This is a genomic window from Pseudacidovorax intermedius, assembly GCF_003350475.1.
Classification (GTDB): Bacteria; Pseudomonadota; Gammaproteobacteria; order Burkholderiales; family Burkholderiaceae_C; genus Xenophilus; species Xenophilus intermedius.
The window spans coordinates 1-16,708 of record NZ_QQAV01000004.1 but is presented as its reverse complement, the minus strand read 5'-3'; the positions used below and the strand labels follow the sequence as shown (position 1 = coordinate 16,708).

The following is a 16,708-nucleotide window of genomic DNA, read 5'->3' as shown; positions in this document are numbered from 1 at the left end:
GAAATGCAATTTTATTCTGTCACAAGTGGCAATTAAAGTAAATGCATTAATAGAAAAGACGGCCAAATGACAAATCAAACCATGGATCTTTATAACGAGTCAAAAATTAAAAGAAAAAGATCAAAATTGGAATTCTATTTGAAAGAGGCTTTTGATCGCCTGTTCGCCGCTGCTGCGCTTATAACACTAAGTCCGATATTTATAGCGATAGCGATAAGCATAAAGGTTAGCTCTAAAGGACCAGTAATTTTTCGACAGCCGAGACAAGGTAAAAATGGCGAGGAGTTCCTGATCTATAAATTCCGCACAATGAAACCGCATGCGGAAACTAATGGAGTGACGCAAGCCAAGGCGGGAGATAGTCGTGTGACGCCAGTTGGAAAATTTCTGCGCCGCACCAGTTTGGACGAATTACCGCAATTTCTTAATGTATTTTTGGGCGACATGTCGATTGTAGGGCCGCGCCCTCACGCGATAGAGCACAACAAGCTTTACTCAGAGCGCATAGACGGATATATGCTCAGACATTTGGTAAAACCAGGAATAACAGGATGGGCGCAGATAAACGGTTGGAGAGGAGAAACCGACACACTGGATAAAATGGCGGGAAGAGTACAATGCGACCTATATTATATTGAGAATTGGTCGCTGGCCCTAGACGTTAAGATTGTGCTTGCCACAGCCGTCAAAGGTTGGACTGGTAAAAACGTCTATTAATAATAAATCCGGAAGAGAATATCTGCATGTCCTTTAAAGTTCTCGCTTTTGAGAAGCTAATTGAAATCTTCGAAGAAAAAAAAATTCGGTATGCCGTACTTTCCGGCGCCGACGATTACCCGCTAAGGATCGGTAGCGACGTGGATGTTATGGTAGATGAATATGAGCTATCGAAAGCGGTTGACGCTGTAAGGCATCTTGCTGTGAAAACGGCATCAAAAATCGTGCAATGCATGCAGCACGAAATTTCTGCCAAGTACTTCGTACTGGTCAAGAAAGGGCAGAACACACATGAGTTCTTCCACCCCGATCTATGTGGCGACTATCGAAGAAATACAAAACTTTGGATAAAGAGTTCCACAATATTAGACGCTCGAATAAAAGACGAGAGGGCGTTTTGGCGCCCTAGTATCGCACATGAGTTCGAATATTATCTGATAAAGAGAATAGACAAAGCCTCGATAACTGCGGAACACATAGAAAAACTAAACCGCCTAATGGCCGCAGACATGGGCCGTTGCACACAAGTTGTCCAACAATACTTTTGGGACGTCAAATCGATTTTTACCGCCAACGGTGAACTCAATGCTGACGGTATAATAAGTCAAATAAAAAATCTTAGGCATAAACTGCATAAGAGATCTCAAAGAGAAAGTGCGTTGTCCTTTCTGAAGTCAAATATTGCGGCGCTTCGTCTGAATGTCGAGCGAACGCTTCGCCCCACAGGCCTGACTGTGGCATTTCTTGGAGCGGACGGCAGTGGAAAAAGCACAATGATCCAATCCGTGCAACGCGCAATCTTGCCCGCTTTTAGAAAAACCGCATACTATCACTTACGTCCAAGATTTTTGGGTAAAGGCGGGAGTGAAGCAAACGTCTCTTCTCCTCATGAAGTGCGCGAGCGCAGTACAGTTCAGACCTTAGCCAAAATAGCGCTCTTCCTACTTGACTATAATTTAGGATATCTTTCCGAGATACTTAATAAGAAAATACGTTCGAATTTCATTGTATTCGATCGGTATTTTTACGATTTAGAAATTGACCCCTTGCGCTACAGGATAGCCAGCCGTGACGTAAAGCTCGTCACATGGTCGCAAGAATTTGTGCTCAAGCCTGATCTGGTAATCGTGTGTACCGCGGAGCCGGCGAGTATGGTCCGTCGAAAATCAGAAACAACAGAAGAAATGGCACGCTTATTAAGTGAACGCTATATTAAATTTCAACGTCAATTTTCCACGAAAGGGCGCACAATACTAATTAATACTGAATCCAGCATAGAAGAATGTTCTTACAAAATCCTCGAATTTATATTCGAAGACATGGAGCATCGCTGGAGGTGAAGACCAGAATGATATCAGACTTATATCGTCGTAAATCTAATGCATTCTGGTCGTTGCTTGATCAGGGACTGGTTAGTGCTTCAAGCTTCATAATAAATATATTACTAGCGAAATATCTAGGATTAAAAGAATTCAGTACTTTTGCCATAATCCAAAGTTACGTTCTGTATTTCGCGCTAATACAAAATTGCTTTGTCTCAACACCGATGCTAACCGATATTCCCAGCGCCATTGATAACACTCAAAAGCGCAACCTTACGCTGGGATATCTCAGCTATGGGCACGTATTGGCAATTATCAGTGCAACTGGCCTTCTAGTTATCGCAGTTATTTTTGAACAAGTATTTGAGAACCTAGCCCTTGGGTTTGCTGCGCTTCCCGCAGCGGCCTATGCGGGATGCTTGCAAATGCAAGATTGTGTGAGAAAAGCATTTTATGCTGAGCAGCGCAGAGCGGAGTCGTTTGTAATAAATTTCATATATCTGGCACCAACAGTTGCTGCCATCTATTTTCTTGAGATTTCAAACGCGCTTTCTATTAACAATTTCCTCTACGCTTCTATGAGTTGTGCCGTGTTGTCGTGCATGACGGGCATGAGGATATATGGGGCTAAGGTTCGGGTATCAGGTCTGCAAGAGGTGGCAAAGATGAGCATAAAAAAAGGACGGCACTTTTTTGTTGCTTCTCAGTTCCAGTGGATTGCCTCTTCTGGTCTCGTGCTTTTTGCAGCATCTTATCTCGGCCCGACCGCCGCTGGCGCATTTAGAGCAATTAACAATTTACTTGGGCCTGTTAACGTAGCTTTTCAGTGGCTTGATAATTTCCTACCTGTAGCGGGTGCAAAAAAATATGTCGCGGAAGGACCGATCTCTCTCGACCGCTACCTTCGGAAGTCATTATTGTGGGGTAGTCTCTTTATAATAATACTCATAATACCTTTAGCTATATATAGCAAAAATATCGTCGTAATTTTCTTTGGCCAAGATTTCGAACGCTATGCGCATTTAATACAAATTTTTTGTATATACTATTGGCTTGGATATATATACCGGATAAAAAGTTATCAACTAAGAATACTGCAGCGAGAAAAAATCCTTACAATAGGGAGCTTTTGTTGGTCGGTTTTTTCCGTGGCTCCGGCGATCTTCCTCATTCCGGTACTGAGTGACAGCGGTCTCGTTATAAGTATGGTGATCGGCGAGGCGACCGCTCTAGCTTACATCTTTTGGCGGGCAAATAAGAATGACTAGGAACGGCATCTCGGCAAAAATTCTCTTATTTTTCTGCAAACATAACATACCCGTTGTTTCACGCTTGATCCGGATTGTTTTCAACTCCGATATATATTGTGCTATCCCGCGTGGTTTGCATTTACCTCACCCTTATGGGATCGTCATCCATTCGAAGTGTGAAATAGGAGCGCACGTCACAATTATGCAGCAGGTAACCATTGGAGGAAATCATACCGCTGCGGGTTCATTTGTTCCTAATATCGGTGATGACGTGTTTATCGGTGCTGGCGCTAAAGTTCTCGGGGCGGTTCGAATTGGGCATGGGGCCATAATTGGCGCGAACGCCGTGGTTACCAGAAATGTCCCCGCGCACTGCACGGTCGTAGGCGCAAACCGCATTATCCGTTCAAAAAATGATTGATCGTTATCTACGCATACCGAATGGCGGATATATATTTTGGAGTAAAGGATATTCCGACTTAGCGAAAAATCTATATGATCCGCAATCAAATATTGGTAGGCTTTATAGATTATTATTCTCCATATTGGCGAAGCGAGGATTGCCAGAGCAATTACGAGGATATGATGAGTATGTACACACTGCGAGTGCAGCAGGTTATTTGTCACCGTCTGAATGCTGGCGTAAGCTAATTACCATTGTTGCGGAACCCTCATCGTACGTTGTGATTAAGCGTGCGTTAGGTCATGGTGCTCGCACTCGGGTTAGCAATGAATTCAACGTGCTAAGCATGTTTGGCCAACGTCGTATCCCTCGTTACGGGACTATGCTGCTTGAGGGCTCAACAATTGAGGCACTACGCCTCAAATATTATGATTCAAGCCATAAAAGGGTACGTCCTGGGATTAGCGAGGTGTTAGCCGAGTTAGCAAGCGTACAACAGTCTTTTGGTATTGAGCAGCTTTATTACTCGAAGTCAGAGAGCTTTCGAGATTGTGAAAGAATACATGAGATATACAAGAACAAAATTTCTCCGGTATGGAAGAATATAATTGATCTGACAAGAAATTATCTGCTCGACCTTTCTAGTTTCGGCCCTATAAAGGTTTCTATTGCCCACCGGGATTTAGCGCCTTGGAACTTTATTAAGCACAAAAGTGAAGGGGTCATTATCGACTGGGAATACGGAGCCACGCAGCGCCCGCTGACCCACGACATCGTCGGTTACATTGTCTCCGAGTTAGTCTATGTTTTTGATGCTCCGGCTGTTTATGCACTGCTTGAGCAGAAGCTTACTCTCTATGGAATTTCTGATATCTATGCCGTAATGTATTTTTATGAAACGGCGCTGCAATATATAGATTACTTTTTCGTCGGCAGAGATGCTGAGGAATGCACCATTCTCCGCTTCTGCCAATTCTACTTAGAGAAGAAATTGAGTATCGGTTATGAGAATTAAATTCATCGTTCATAACCTTGGCTCAGTACGAGTGGGAGGGGTCGAAAGGGTAGTCGCGGAGTTAGCCAACGAGCTTGCCAAAAGACATACTGTTGAAGTCGTATCCGTCGTTCGTGACGACGTACCCGCATTTCCGATTGCTCCAGAGGTCAGTTTATCAAGTTTTGGATTGATTCACTGTGATACGAGTGGATTAAGTAGCAGGCAGAAGATTCTGTGGTGCTTTCAATGTCTCTGCGCGATTGGCCGGTACTTCTTACGCACCAGTGCCGAAGATATTTTGCTCATTCAATCGCCGAGACTTGGGTTTATTGCATCTCTAATTAATGTCTTTCTGAGGCGTCGTGTTTTTGTCTGTGAACACCAAGCGTTTGGCTCTATCAGAAATAAATTCTATAGATCAGCGAGACTTTATACCTACAAATTTGTTGAGGGTGTAATTGTTTTATCAACGCGCGACGGAGAGAATTTTAAATCTTATGGTATTAAAACGCATTTGGTAAGGAATTTCGCTGGAAGGCAGTTCTTACCGCACAAGCAGCAGAGCTTTGGCAAAAATCTATTCTACATAGGTCGCTTAGATATTGAGCAAAAGAATCTGCTTACTATGCTTGATATGTTTTTTCAGAGCGGTTTGTGGCGTAAGGGCTTTTCGATGACATTTGTAGGAAATGGGCCTGCCGAGCGCATACTCAAAGAACGCGCCAACGAGCTGGATTTGAACGAATTCGTTTCGTTCTTTCCGTTTAGCACGAAGGTAAAAGAATTCTACCGACAGGCTAACATATTTGTGATGACGTCCAATTATGAGGGATTCCCTCTTGCCTTAATTGAGGCTATGTCCCAAGGCGTTCCTTGCGTGGCGTTTGACTGCGACTACGGGCCTAGAGAGTTAATTGTTAATGGTCACAACGGATATCTTATTAACCCTCGAAACCCGATAGACGAGTTTTCAGAGCGAATTCTGGAAATTTGCGCCTCACCCGCGATTTATGCACGCTTCTCAGATGCGGCGAGGGATACCGCTAGTAATTACTCGATCGAGAATGCGGTTTTAGATTGGGAGAAGTCTTTTGCAAAATAAAAGAGAGAAAATTGATTGGCTGATTAAACTATTCTTAATTAGCCTTTTTGTAAATTCCATTCTGAATTATGGTTATACGGCGTTGGCCCTTCCCGTCGGAGTTCCGATACCATTTGCTGAGGTAGGTTTATTTTTCCTTATATTATTTAGGAACAAATATAGACTGTCTATGCAATGGACGGTGAAAATCGCGACCGTTATGTTCTTGCTCCTGCTGTTGCATATGACGCGACAGCTACCACTTTATGGTGCGGAGGCTGCTCGTGATTTTTTATCTGTAGTTGACTTACTGTATTTTCCAGCAGGAATAATTGTGGCTAGTTATTTCTGTCGTAGATCTAGGTGGGAAAATTTCATCTTTAAATTTAGTGCGGCTTGGCTGATATATGGATCCATTTATAGCCTCACAATGCCCTTTTCTGAGAAGCTTCAAGCTATTTCGCCAGTAGGTGTTGGTTTAGCTCAGTCTATCCCGATCTTCGGATTCTATTTGACTGCACCGCTTGTGAGTGCATTTGGAATCTATGCCCTATCCACGGTTGGCACTGGCATCTTCAAAGCAAAAATAGTCGACAAGAAGGTCATGCTAACGCTTGCCGTGTGCGCGTGGGCTTATGTTCTCCTTCTTGGCCAGGGGCGGGGCATTCTTGGATCGATATTCATTGGATTCTTTGTCTTGGCCCTTTTGGGTCATTACAGAGTCGCAGGAAGATTCACTCTTTTTCTGCTTACTGCGGTGGTGGTTGTGCTCTTCATCTCCTCGCTTGGTATCACGGTTGAAGGCCGGACGGGCACAGTTAGCGTGGATACATTCGTGAATAGATTCGCCTCAATTTTTGGCTCGGGCACAGATGAGGCGGGTATTGACGGCGTAAATCAGCGAGCGGAATGGTGGGCCAGCGCCTTAAAGCTATGGTCACAAGATTCTTTTTCCATGATTTTCGGCGTGGGCTATGGCCCAGCACTGACGGATTTCGTTACGCCTTTGGGGACGCCTGTTCGGGAGCCCCACAATAGCTACTTGTCTGCTCTAACGCGGGGAGGGGTGCTTTATCTATGTGCATGGATTTATATGGTTGCCTTAAGCATAAGTGCCGCGCTGAAATTAGCACGAATGGAAGAAATTTCCTTATTTAAAAATCTTGCCCTTTCGTATTTTTTGCTTTTACTCACAATGGCAATTATTGGTTTTGTTCAGCCTCTTTTCGAAACGCCATCGCTGGCATTTATATTTTACTTTTTCGGTGGTGCATTCTATGCACGTGTCCGACATTTAAGGAAAGAACGCGCAATTAATCGACGATTAAGGCTTTTGGTAGTTTAATCATTATTGATCTATATCATGAAGATATTGATTTCGGCTTATGCCTGTGAACCCAATAAAGGCTCAGAGCCCGGGGTGGGGTGGAATTGGGTTTTGGAGCTTTCCAGGTTAGGGCATGAAGTGCATGTGTTAACTAGAAGAAATAATAGGGAAAATATAGAGGTCGGCCTCAATTCGGTGTCGTATGGGGGGCTTTTCTTTCACTACCATGATCTGGGGCGATTTTTTCTATTTTTGAAGAGAATTCCCTTGTTGGGCACCAATATTTACTATGCAGTTTGGCAACTCTCTATTGTTCCTACTGCTAGCAGAATATGCAGAAGTTACAAAATTGAGGCCATACAACATCTTACTTTCGGTGTGTTCAGGCAGCCGTCTTATTTGTGGCTGCTTGGTCGGCCAACCCTTGTTGGTCCTCTAGGCGGCGGTGAAGAGACGCCAAAGAGATTCTTACGTGATCTTTCCAAAAAAAATAGGGCAAAGGAGGTTTTAAGAGCATTGCTTAATCGGACTGCTTATTTAAATCCTTTCTTTTGGCTGATGTGCTGGAGATCACAGTTACTGCTCTGCAAAACAAAAGAGACTGCTTCTTTTATTCCGGCTTGCTATTCGGGGAAAACAAAAGTTCTTCTAGAAATTGGCATCGCCCCAGAAAAAATCTCTGTCCTGCCAGTTAAAAAAATAAGTGGTTCTAAGTTAAGCATCCTATACGTAGGAAGGTTTATCTATTGGAAAGGCATGGAGCTAGGATTTGAAGCTTTGAAAATACTAAAAGATCAGAACATTGATTTCTCAATTACTCTTGTTGGAAAAGGCCCTGACGAGTTGGCGTGGCGTAGGCTAGCAGAGAAACTTGGCTTTACAGGAGAGCAGATTTCTTGGATTGACTGGGCTTCACAGGAGGAGTTGGCTATTCATTATCGAGGCGCGGATGTGCTTCTTTGTCCGAGTTTCCACGACTCAAGTGGTAATGTCGTGCTTGAAGCGATGGCGAGAGGTGTTGTTCCTGTTTGCCTTGATTGCGGTGGCCCTGCGGAAATTGCAGGCGACGCAGGTCTAATCATCAATAGTTCCGGGACATTGCGCCAGACCGCACAAAAGCTTGCAGAAGGCCTGCAGCTTTTAGCTGAAAGTGAGGAGCGCTTAAATACACTATCGAAAAATGCTATTAATAGGGCCAGTGCATTTTCGTGGCGTAATGTCGCCGGGAGAGTTTGGCCGGCTACCGGAGCAGTTCAATGAAAGTTCTTATTGCACATAATACCTATAGAACTCGGGGCGGCGAAGATGCGGTCGTGGAGAACGAGCGTAGACTGCTTGCGGAAGCGGGTAACGAAGTCATTTATTTCGAAAAGAGCAACGATGTCGTTAACAGCTTCTTTAGTAAGGTGGTTGCGGCGGCTTTCTCAATATTCTCACCAATTTCTTTTTTTCAACTTGTATTTCTAATCATGCGGACAAGGCCCAACGTGGTCCATGTTCATAATTTTTTTCCCCAAATATCTCCGTCGATATTTTTTGCGTGTCGTCTTATGGGTGTTAGGAGCGTTCTCACGCTGCATAATTATAGGACCATTTGTCCCACGGCATTCCTAATGTATAACGGAAAAATAGAGACCCGTAGTATAAATAAAGGGCCTTGGTGGGCAGTAAAAAAGCGAGTTTATCGGAATTCATACTTTGGGACCTTCTTTTTGGCTGCGATGATTGATTTTCACCGTAGAATTGGGACTTGGAGAAGTTCTGTTGATCGATTCATTGTTTTCACCGAGTTTTCAAAGACGTTATTTGTTCAGGCAGGGTTCCCTAAGGATAAGCTCTTCATCAAGCCAAATTTCGTGTTCGAAACTGCCAGGCCACTAGCCTCGACGGCAGGGGTGGCGTATTTGCTATACGTCGGCCGGCTTTCGGAAGAAAAAGGTCTTGACGTACTGCTTAGGGCCACTCGTGCCTTGAAAGACCGGGGAATGAAATTCGAGCTAGTTGTTGTTGGCGATGGGCCTCTAAAAGATTCAGTCCAGAGCGAGGGTGAGACGTTAAAATATCTCGGGAAAAAATCTTCGGATGAGGTAGTTAGTCTCATGAGAAGTGCCCTAGCTGTAGTCATGCCGAGTTTGTGGTTTGAGGGGATGCCTATGGTTTTAATCGAATCTTTTAGTGTTGGCACGCCAGTAATTGCGAGCAATCTTGGCGCGTTAGCGGAGCTCGTAGACCATGGGGAGACCGGGCTGCTTTTCGAACCGGGTAATCAAACACAGCTTGAACAGTGTATGGAGGTGGCGTTGACGGACAGTACAAAACTGAGCCGGATGCGCGCAAATGCATATGGAAAGTACGCCGAGAGATATTCGGCTGAAAGTAATATTCGTTATTTGATGGAAGCCTATAAGTGAATAAGCCGCGCACGTTCCCCGGTAGTCCGAGCGTTTCCATTATGGGAATTCCTATAAATTATTCTACTTGGGAAGAACTAATAAGAAAAATTGACGATTGGGTTGAAGATAAAGCGCCGCGATATATTTGTATTTGCAATGTTCATTCCGTTGTTACTGCTTCAGATCATGCAGCCTTGAAGGCCGCCTTAGTCAATTCAGATTTGAATACGCCTGATGGAGGGCCTCTCGCGTCCTATATTTCCAAGGTGATGGACATCAAGCAAGAGAGATTGAATGGCCCGGATTTGATGCTTAGATACACTCGACAGAGTTCTAACCCCGCTCGCCGTGTTTATCTCTATGGTGCAACTGAAAAGTGCTTAGAACTTCTTTCGGCGAGGCTCAGGGCCGAAAATTCATTGCTTGATATAGTCGGGTCTTATTCCCCGCCATATCGAGTGCTAAGTGAGTCTGAGAAGAAGGAAATTATAGATCGCATTAATTCCACAGAACCAGAAATCGTCTGGGTCGGTCTCGGCTGCCCAAAGCAGGAAATCTGGATGCATGAAAACTCCGCTTCGATAAATGCGGTACTTATTGGGGTAGGTGCTGCATTTGATTATCACGCAGGGCTTATCCACAGGGCGCCGGAATGGATGCAGCGCAATAACTTGGAATGGTTACACAGACTCTGGTCAGAACCAAGGCGGTTATGGCGCCGATATTTGTACACCAACTCGCGCTATTTGCTGTGGCTTTTTATTAATAAGCTTCGGGGGTGATATGGGAATTTTAAGAATTGGGCTGGCAGTCGCAGTGCTTCTGTTTCACCTTCAAATAACAGATATTGCTGGCATAAGTTTAATTGGTGGGAGGCAGGCCGTTTTCTGTTTTTTTGTAATCTCTGGATTTTACATGTCCATGATACTGACAGAGAGATATACAGTTGAGCGCTATGGCAAATCATATTTAAAAACATTTTGGAGTGCGCGATTTTTTCGGCTATATCCAATATATATCTTATGTATTATTTTTGCACTTTCCCTGGCGTTCTGGGGGCTTATACCTATTTCCGAGCAGTTTTTATGGACCGGTAGTGAGCGTAGTTTGTTCGATGTTTTCTTTAGTCTCGCTAAGTTAGTGGGTATTTGGTTTTCTAATTTGAGCATGATTTTTGTTAATGTTCCGTCGGTGACTAAACAGCTTATCGTCGGCCCGGCTTGGTCTATCGGCATCGAAATTTCTTACTATTGTCTTGCTCCCTTTGCGCTCAGATGGAGGCCTATTTGGATAGTCTTTGCCTTTACTTTGGGCATTGCTTTGATGTTTGTCCCTTATGGTCAGCACTCGCCTTTGTTTTTCGGCTTTCACCTATTCTTTTTGGGGCATTTAGCCTATTTGGGATATCGTAAGTTTGGGCGAGAGATCCGCTTCGGTCCGCTTACGTCATGGTCGTTCGTTTCCCTTGCAGTTTTAATGGTTGTGCTGTTTCCATATCCTCGCCAATTTATGGGCCAAGAGAATCCACACACTCATAATTCAGTTGATAGCTTCTTAGCTCCAGTGCTTGTTGCGATAATCTTGCCGTTTTTGCATATCTTAACAAGAAAGAGCAAAGTTGATAATTGGATTGGGCGGCTCTCTTATCCGTTCTATATGATTCATTCTCCAATTATTATTGCTTTCAGCGTTGCCGGAAAGGGTGGGGAAATAGCGCTTCAGTTTGTATCTTGTCTGGTCGCTAGTATCGCGCTGAGCTACATTGAGGATCATTGGTTTGAGCCCATTAGGGATAAAATTAAGACTGGAAAAACGTGTTGGAGGTTTCGCCGCACTACTGTCATCAATTAGTTCTCGTCACTGGTGCATGAACTTCCTTGCTTAAGAATGGCTATCGTCAGGGCACCGATACACGCTCCGAGTGAGATAAGCATCATGTAGGCAAGAATGGAGTTCATAAAATCCTCTATGAATGTTCACTCAGATATTATCCTGCTTTTTGTTTCATAATTAAGACAGTCTTTTTGTTGTAGTTTATCGGATTTAAAATTCTGTTAGTATTGTTCTATCGTTAATAATTTTTGATATGGAAAGCACTATGAAAAAAGCCTTAATAACCGGAATTACCGGGCAAGATGGTTCTTATTTGGCAGAATTTTTATTGGCCAGGGGATATGAAGTCCACGGCGTAAAACGCAGGGCTTCTCAATTTAATACTCAGCGTATTGATCACATTTATGAAGATCCTCATGTTGAACGCCAGAGATTGGTTCTTCATTACGGCGATTTAAGCGACAGCTCCAACCTCACGCGCATCATTCAGCAGATTCAGCCCGACGAGGTCTACAACCTCGGCGCTCAGTCGCACGTGGCTGTGAGCTTTGAGTCGCCGGAATACACCGCCGACGTCGACGCGATGGGCACGCTGCGCTTGCTGGAGGCGATCCGTTTCCTGGGGCTGGAGAAGAAGACGCGCTTCTACCAAGCGAGCACCTCGGAGCTGTATGGGCTGGTGCAAGAGATCCCGCAGAAGGAAACGACGCCTTTCTATCCGCGCAGCCCCTATGCCGTCGCCAAGCTCTACGCCTACTGGATCACGGTGAACTACCGTGAGGCCTACGGCATGTACGCGTGCAACGGCGTCCTGTTCAATCACGAGTCGCCGCGCCGGGGCGAGACGTTCGTCACCCGCAAGATCACGCGGGGCCTCGCCAACATCGCGCAGGGGCTGGAGCAGTGCTTATATATGGGCAACATGGACGCGCTGCGCGACTGGGGCCATGCCAAAGACTACGTCCGTATGCAGTGGATGATGCTGCAGCAGGAGCAGCCGGAAGACTTCGTCATCGCCACTGGCGTCCAGTTTTCGGTGCGCCAGTTCATCCAGTGGTCGGCGGCCGAACTGGGCATCACGCTGCGCTTCGAAGGCACCGGCGTGGAAGAAAAGGGCATCGTCGACAAGATCGAAGGCGACCACGCTCCGGCGCTCAAGGTGGGTCAGTCCATCGTGGCAGTCGACCCACGCTATTTCCGCCCTGCGGAGGTCGAGACGCTGCTGGGCGATCCGGCCAAGGCCAAGACCAAGCTCGGCTGGACGCCAGAGATCACCGTCCAGGAGATGTGTGCCGAGATGGTCGCCTCCGATCTGGCCAGCGCCAAGCGCGACGCCATGCTCAAGCGCGAGGGCTACAAGATTTCGACTTCTTTCGAAAACTAAATTCAATCTTGCGAGCCTATGCAGCCGCTATCCACATGCTGCAATGCCCACGTCGTCCAACCGTAGTTTCGGAGCTACGTAAAGTATCAAAATTTGCTGGTGTCCCTGCGATCTGGGGGCATGGACCTTTGCCGACGGCTACGACTGCGGGCGTAGCCGTCGGCATTGATTGTGTAATTTTGAGGCGCAGTTCCCGGCGCTCTGAAGTGAGGACCGAGAAGTACCCCCAGGGGACGTCCCGCGGACTTTGCTTGTGGGCAGCGTGCGACCGTAGCCGCGGGAAAGGCCAGGCTTGGCTTTCAACGACAAGGCGGGACAGCGCCGACCCTCTGCCGGATCTGCTGAAGTGTGCTAATGGGTCGCTTGGCTATATTTCTAACGCGGGGGCGGTCGAAGATAGCCGCGCTGAGTTCTTGCCATGCGGTGCCGAGTCGCCGCACGTACTAGCCGGCGGTAAGTACGGGGTCAGCAGCGACGACAAGCGCCTTTTTGGTGCCGCGCGGCGCACGCAACCGTTTGAACTGGGCCCCCATATAGCAGTCTTTGACCGTGATGCTGCACAGCGGCTTGTACCAGCGTGGCCCTCAGCCCCGCTCCGCCACGGTGCAGACGCGTGCAGGGCGGCTTGGGCCGTCGCGTTATAGAAAGGGCGCAGGCGTGCTCAGTACAGGGGCGAAAAAAAATGCGCATATCGATGCCAATCTCCGCGACCACAACGCTGGCGCGCCTTTCGATGAATCCCGGCACGGTGCTCAGCAGTTTTGCGGCATCACCAAACCGCTCGGTTCCGCGGTCCCTTTCTTTTCTATGGAGGTGATCGTTTGATGAAGCGTTTAAATGGGACCCAGATCCAGCTTGAACATGGATCGGGGATAGGCGCTGAACGGGCAGTCGGGCATCACCGAATAGTGCATGCCGGTCCGGTCATCTGTGCTGGGGTCGTCAGCAGTTTAGATGTGGGACGCTCGCTGAAGCGACTATTTCGGAAGCAGTGGGCGGCAATGAATGCCGACCTTGGTTGGCCAATCATATGAGCAGAAATCCGATTGCACCTATAACCGTAGAATGCCGACAGAGAAGTCGTTCAGATAATTGGGGAGATTTACAGCAGTGAACAAAGAGAGAATTACTCAGCTAGACGGCTTAAGAGGGCTAGCGATATTGCTTGTTATTTTTTTTCATGCCTATGCACGCTGGCCACAGCATGTACCTTGGGCGACGGCACACAGTGAGTTTCCGTTGTTTAAGTACGGATGGATGGGTGTAGAGCTTTTTTTCATGATATCTGGTTTTGTCATTTATATGACGCTTGAGCGCTGCAATGGCCTTTGGGAGTTTTTATATAAACGATGGCTTAGATTATTCCCCGCGATGTTGATAGCTACCGTTTTAGTCTTCTTTTCGTCGGATTTGTTTCGTGAGAGGCCAGCAGGGACGCCGCAATGGTATGATGCTATCCCTGGGCTATTGTTTTTGGAGCCCGGAATTTTAAGTAAAATTTTTGGAGTAGATTTTTCTAGTTTGGAAGGGGCTTTTTGGTCGCTGTATGTTGAAGTGAAATTTTACCTAATATTTGGAACAATATATTTTATAAACAAGAAAAAGTCTCTACATGTTCTGATTTTGATTTTTCTTGTGGTTTGCATTTTCTATCTGGGGAAATATTTAGGATTTCTTACCGATTCTAATTTCTTGATTAAGATATTATTTAATTTACTTTCTCTTAATTATTTTGGTTGGTTCTGTATCGGTGCCTTGATATATCTATTTAAAAAAAATGGTGCGGCTAAGTATTTAATCGGCGCATGTGTTCTTTTACCCTTAGCGTTGGAGCTTAATACTGGACGAGACCCAGGGGCTTTGATATTCGGTATGGGTGTTTTTTTGATTTTCGTGGGAGCAAATTCGAGTAAAGCGCTTGCCAAACTTCTTAGTCGTTTTCCCTTTGTTTTTTTCGGATTTTTGAGTTATCCGTTGTATTTAATACACGAAAACTTGATCATTGCTATGACCGTTAAGAGTCGCTTATGGGCTAAGTGGCTGCCAGATATGCTTACACCTGTTCCGGGTATGCTTATTGTGACGATTGTGGCTTATATTATCGCAAGCTATTTGGAGCCTAGCGTCAGGATGCGTCTGTCTACGTTTAAACCTTTTGGGTCCTTCCGCAATGGTCGGGTTGACTAAACTGAGATGATAAAAGTGTGCGTCATATGAAATGTGACGCGCGGTAGGGATGCTATTCACAAATGCTCACTCATGTGCTTGCCTGCGGCGAGCTGAAGGTCGAGTATGAGGGCAATGAAGCAAACGAACTCGCCTGCCGTTGTCGGCCAAGCGACGCGCAAGCGAGAGTTTCTCGATTCGATGGACCGGGTGGTGTCCTGGCGCGATCTGGTGTCACTGATCGAGCTCTTTAGTCCGCCCTGAACAATGCGTAAGCCGTTGATCTTGCGCGAAGTTCTTAGACTGGGCGGGCGCAAGATTTGCAAGGTATAGGCTCAGCAGAGCCTGTTTTCTTGCAAATTCCTCCAAGGATTCCGATGGGTCCCAAGCCTTCGCAGCCGCAAACGGCCGAGCTGTTCCGTCCAAGGCTGGATGAGCAGATCAACATGAAGCACCCGCTGGTCAAGCTGGCGGCACTGATCGACTGGGCCGAGATCGAGCGCACCTTCGCGGTCTCGTTCACCTCCGGGCGTGGCCGCCCTGCGTTGTCGCCACGCCTGATTGCCGGGCTGCTGTACCTGCAGCACACCTTCGATGCTTCCGACGAGGCGGTGGTCAACACCTGGGTCGAGAACCCGTACTGGCAGTTCTTCTGCGGCGAGACCTACCTGCAGACCGAAGCGCCCATCGATGCGTCCAGCCTCACGCGCTGGCGTCAGCGCGTGGGGGAAGAAGGCGTTCAAGCGCTGCTGGCCGCCAGCATCGACGCTGCCCGACGTGGTGGCGTGATCCAGAAAGCCAGCGTGCAGCAGGTCATCGTGGACACCACAGTGATGCCCAAGGCCATTGCCCATCCCACCGGCAGCCGGCTGCTCGACAGGAGCCGCCAGCACCTGGTCAAGGCCGCCGCGGACAACGGGCTGCGGCTGCGCCAGAACTACAACCGCGTGGCGCCGCGCCTGGCCGCGCAGATCGGTCGCTACGCGCACGCCAAGCAGTTCAAGCGCATGAAGAAGGCCGTGCGCGCGCTGCGCACCCGTGTGGGCCGCGTGCATCGCGAGGTGCAGCGCCAACTGCACGAGTTGCCCGAGGCGGCCAGAGCCCGGGTTGAGGACCTGCTGCAGCGCACCAGCCGCATCCTGGCCCAGCGCACGAAGGACAAGAACAAGCTGTACGCCCTGCACGCGCCCGAGGTCGAATGCATCAGCAAGGGCAAAGCCCGAACCCCTTACGAGTTTGGCGTGAAGGTCAGCATCGCCACCACATTGAAAGAAGGCTTGGTGGTGGGCATGCGCTCCATGCCGGGCAATCCGTATGACGGTCACACGCTGGCCGAGACGCTGGAGCAGGTGGGCATCCTCACCGGCACGGACAGGCCGCCGGCGACCGCGATCGTGGACAAGGGCCATCAGGGTGTGCAGATCGAGGGCGCGCGCATCCTGCGCTCGGGCCAGAGGCCGGGCATGACCAAAACCCTCAAGGCCATGATCAAGCGAAGAAGTGCCATCGAGCCGGCCATCGGGCACATGAAGATGGACGGGCGCCTCGCTCGCAACCCGCTCAAGGGCGCGCTGGGAGATGCGCTGCACGCGGTGATGTGCGGTGCCGGGCACAACCTGCGCCTGATCCTGGCCGCGCTGCGGCTTTATTGCGCCCGCATCGGGTTCGCCGTGCAGAAGGTCATCGCCGCGCTGATCGCTCCTTCGCTCAACAACCGCGCTGCCTGCGGCTGAGAACGGATTGTTCAGATGGTATGGGCGCCTCCCTCCTACCGCTACTTGCGCTGCTACCCGGGTGGTGCCAGATTGACGCCGCCGTCGTCAACTCCGAAGCGG

At 47.7% G+C, this 16,708-nt stretch carries 15 protein-coding genes; all 15 read left to right on the top strand.

The genetic code is table 11. From position 1 onward, the window contains the following. Window positions 1-66: 66 nt before the first annotated feature. The 15 genes from DFR41_RS12165 (at window position 67) to DFR41_RS12110 (ending at window position 16,606) form a co-directional block, all read left to right on the top strand. The gene (locus DFR41_RS12165; protein ID WP_114802882.1) at window positions 67-717 is read left to right on the top strand and encodes an exopolysaccharide biosynthesis polyprenyl glycosylphosphotransferase; all 651 of its coding nucleotides are present in this window, start codon (window positions 67-69) and stop codon (window positions 715-717) included. Between the two features lie 26 nt (window positions 718-743). Then, entirely contained in the window at window positions 744-2,057 is a 1,314-nt protein-coding gene (locus DFR41_RS12160; protein ID WP_114802881.1) for a nucleoside/nucleotide kinase family protein, read from the top strand. After that, window positions 2,054-3,307, top strand: a complete 1,254-nt coding sequence (locus DFR41_RS27355) for a lipopolysaccharide biosynthesis protein (RefSeq protein ID WP_147284341.1) — start codon at window positions 2,054-2,056, stop codon at window positions 3,305-3,307. The genes DFR41_RS12160 and DFR41_RS27355 overlap by 4 nt, the downstream gene beginning before the upstream one ends. Continuing rightward, entirely contained in the window at window positions 3,300-3,710 is a 411-nt protein-coding gene (locus tag DFR41_RS28260) for a serine O-acetyltransferase (RefSeq protein ID WP_114802880.1), read from the top strand. Before DFR41_RS27355 ends, DFR41_RS28260 begins: the two co-directional genes overlap by 8 nt. Beyond that, window positions 3,703-4,707, top strand: coding sequence for a hypothetical protein (locus DFR41_RS27350; protein WP_147284340.1), 1,005 nt, complete (start codon window positions 3,703-3,705; stop codon window positions 4,705-4,707). The genes DFR41_RS28260 and DFR41_RS27350 overlap by 8 nt, the downstream gene beginning before the upstream one ends. Next, window positions 4,697-5,791: a glycosyltransferase gene (locus DFR41_RS12150; RefSeq protein WP_114802879.1), complete on the top strand. Its 1,095-nt coding sequence runs from the start codon at window positions 4,697-4,699 to the stop codon at window positions 5,789-5,791. The genes DFR41_RS27350 and DFR41_RS12150 overlap by 11 nt, the downstream gene beginning before the upstream one ends. Before the next feature lie 181 nt (window positions 5,792-5,972). Then, window positions 5,973-7,115, top strand: a complete 1,143-nt coding sequence (locus DFR41_RS12145) for an O-antigen ligase family protein (protein WP_170159359.1) — start codon at window positions 5,973-5,975, stop codon at window positions 7,113-7,115. Window positions 7,116-7,133: 18 nt separating this feature from the next. Further along, window positions 7,134-8,357, top strand: coding sequence for a glycosyltransferase family 4 protein (locus DFR41_RS12140; protein ID WP_114802877.1), 1,224 nt, complete (start codon window positions 7,134-7,136; stop codon window positions 8,355-8,357). Next, on the top strand, window positions 8,354-9,508 hold the full coding sequence (locus DFR41_RS12135; protein ID WP_114802876.1) for a glycosyltransferase family 4 protein: 1,155 nt from the start codon (window positions 8,354-8,356) through the stop codon (window positions 9,506-9,508). Before DFR41_RS12140 ends, DFR41_RS12135 begins: the two co-directional genes overlap by 4 nt. Continuing rightward, complete coding sequence (locus DFR41_RS12130; protein WP_211322580.1) at window positions 9,505-10,272, top strand: WecB/TagA/CpsF family glycosyltransferase; 768 nt, start codon at window positions 9,505-9,507, stop codon at window positions 10,270-10,272. The genes DFR41_RS12135 and DFR41_RS12130 overlap by 4 nt, the downstream gene beginning before the upstream one ends. Window position 10,273: 1 nt before the next feature. Further along, a complete protein-coding gene (locus DFR41_RS12125; RefSeq protein ID WP_114802875.1) occupies window positions 10,274-11,341 on the top strand; it encodes an acyltransferase family protein in 1,068 nt (355 codons plus the stop codon). A gap of 247 nt (window positions 11,342-11,588) precedes the next feature. After that, window positions 11,589-12,707, top strand: coding sequence for a GDP-mannose 4,6-dehydratase (gene gmd, locus DFR41_RS12120; protein ID WP_114802874.1), 1,119 nt, complete (start codon window positions 11,589-11,591; stop codon window positions 12,705-12,707). 549 nt (window positions 12,708-13,256) lie between these two features. Continuing rightward, the gene (locus tag DFR41_RS27345; protein ID WP_147284338.1) at window positions 13,257-13,532 is read left to right on the top strand and encodes a hypothetical protein; all 276 of its coding nucleotides are present in this window, start codon (window positions 13,257-13,259) and stop codon (window positions 13,530-13,532) included. A gap of 285 nt (window positions 13,533-13,817) precedes the next feature. Continuing rightward, complete coding sequence (locus DFR41_RS12115) at window positions 13,818-14,894, top strand: acyltransferase family protein (protein ID WP_170159358.1); 1,077 nt, start codon at window positions 13,818-13,820, stop codon at window positions 14,892-14,894. Between the two features lie 356 nt (window positions 14,895-15,250). Next, complete coding sequence (locus DFR41_RS12110) at window positions 15,251-16,606, top strand: IS5 family transposase (protein WP_114802872.1); 1,356 nt, start codon at window positions 15,251-15,253, stop codon at window positions 16,604-16,606. Window positions 16,607-16,708: the final 102 nt, after the last annotated feature.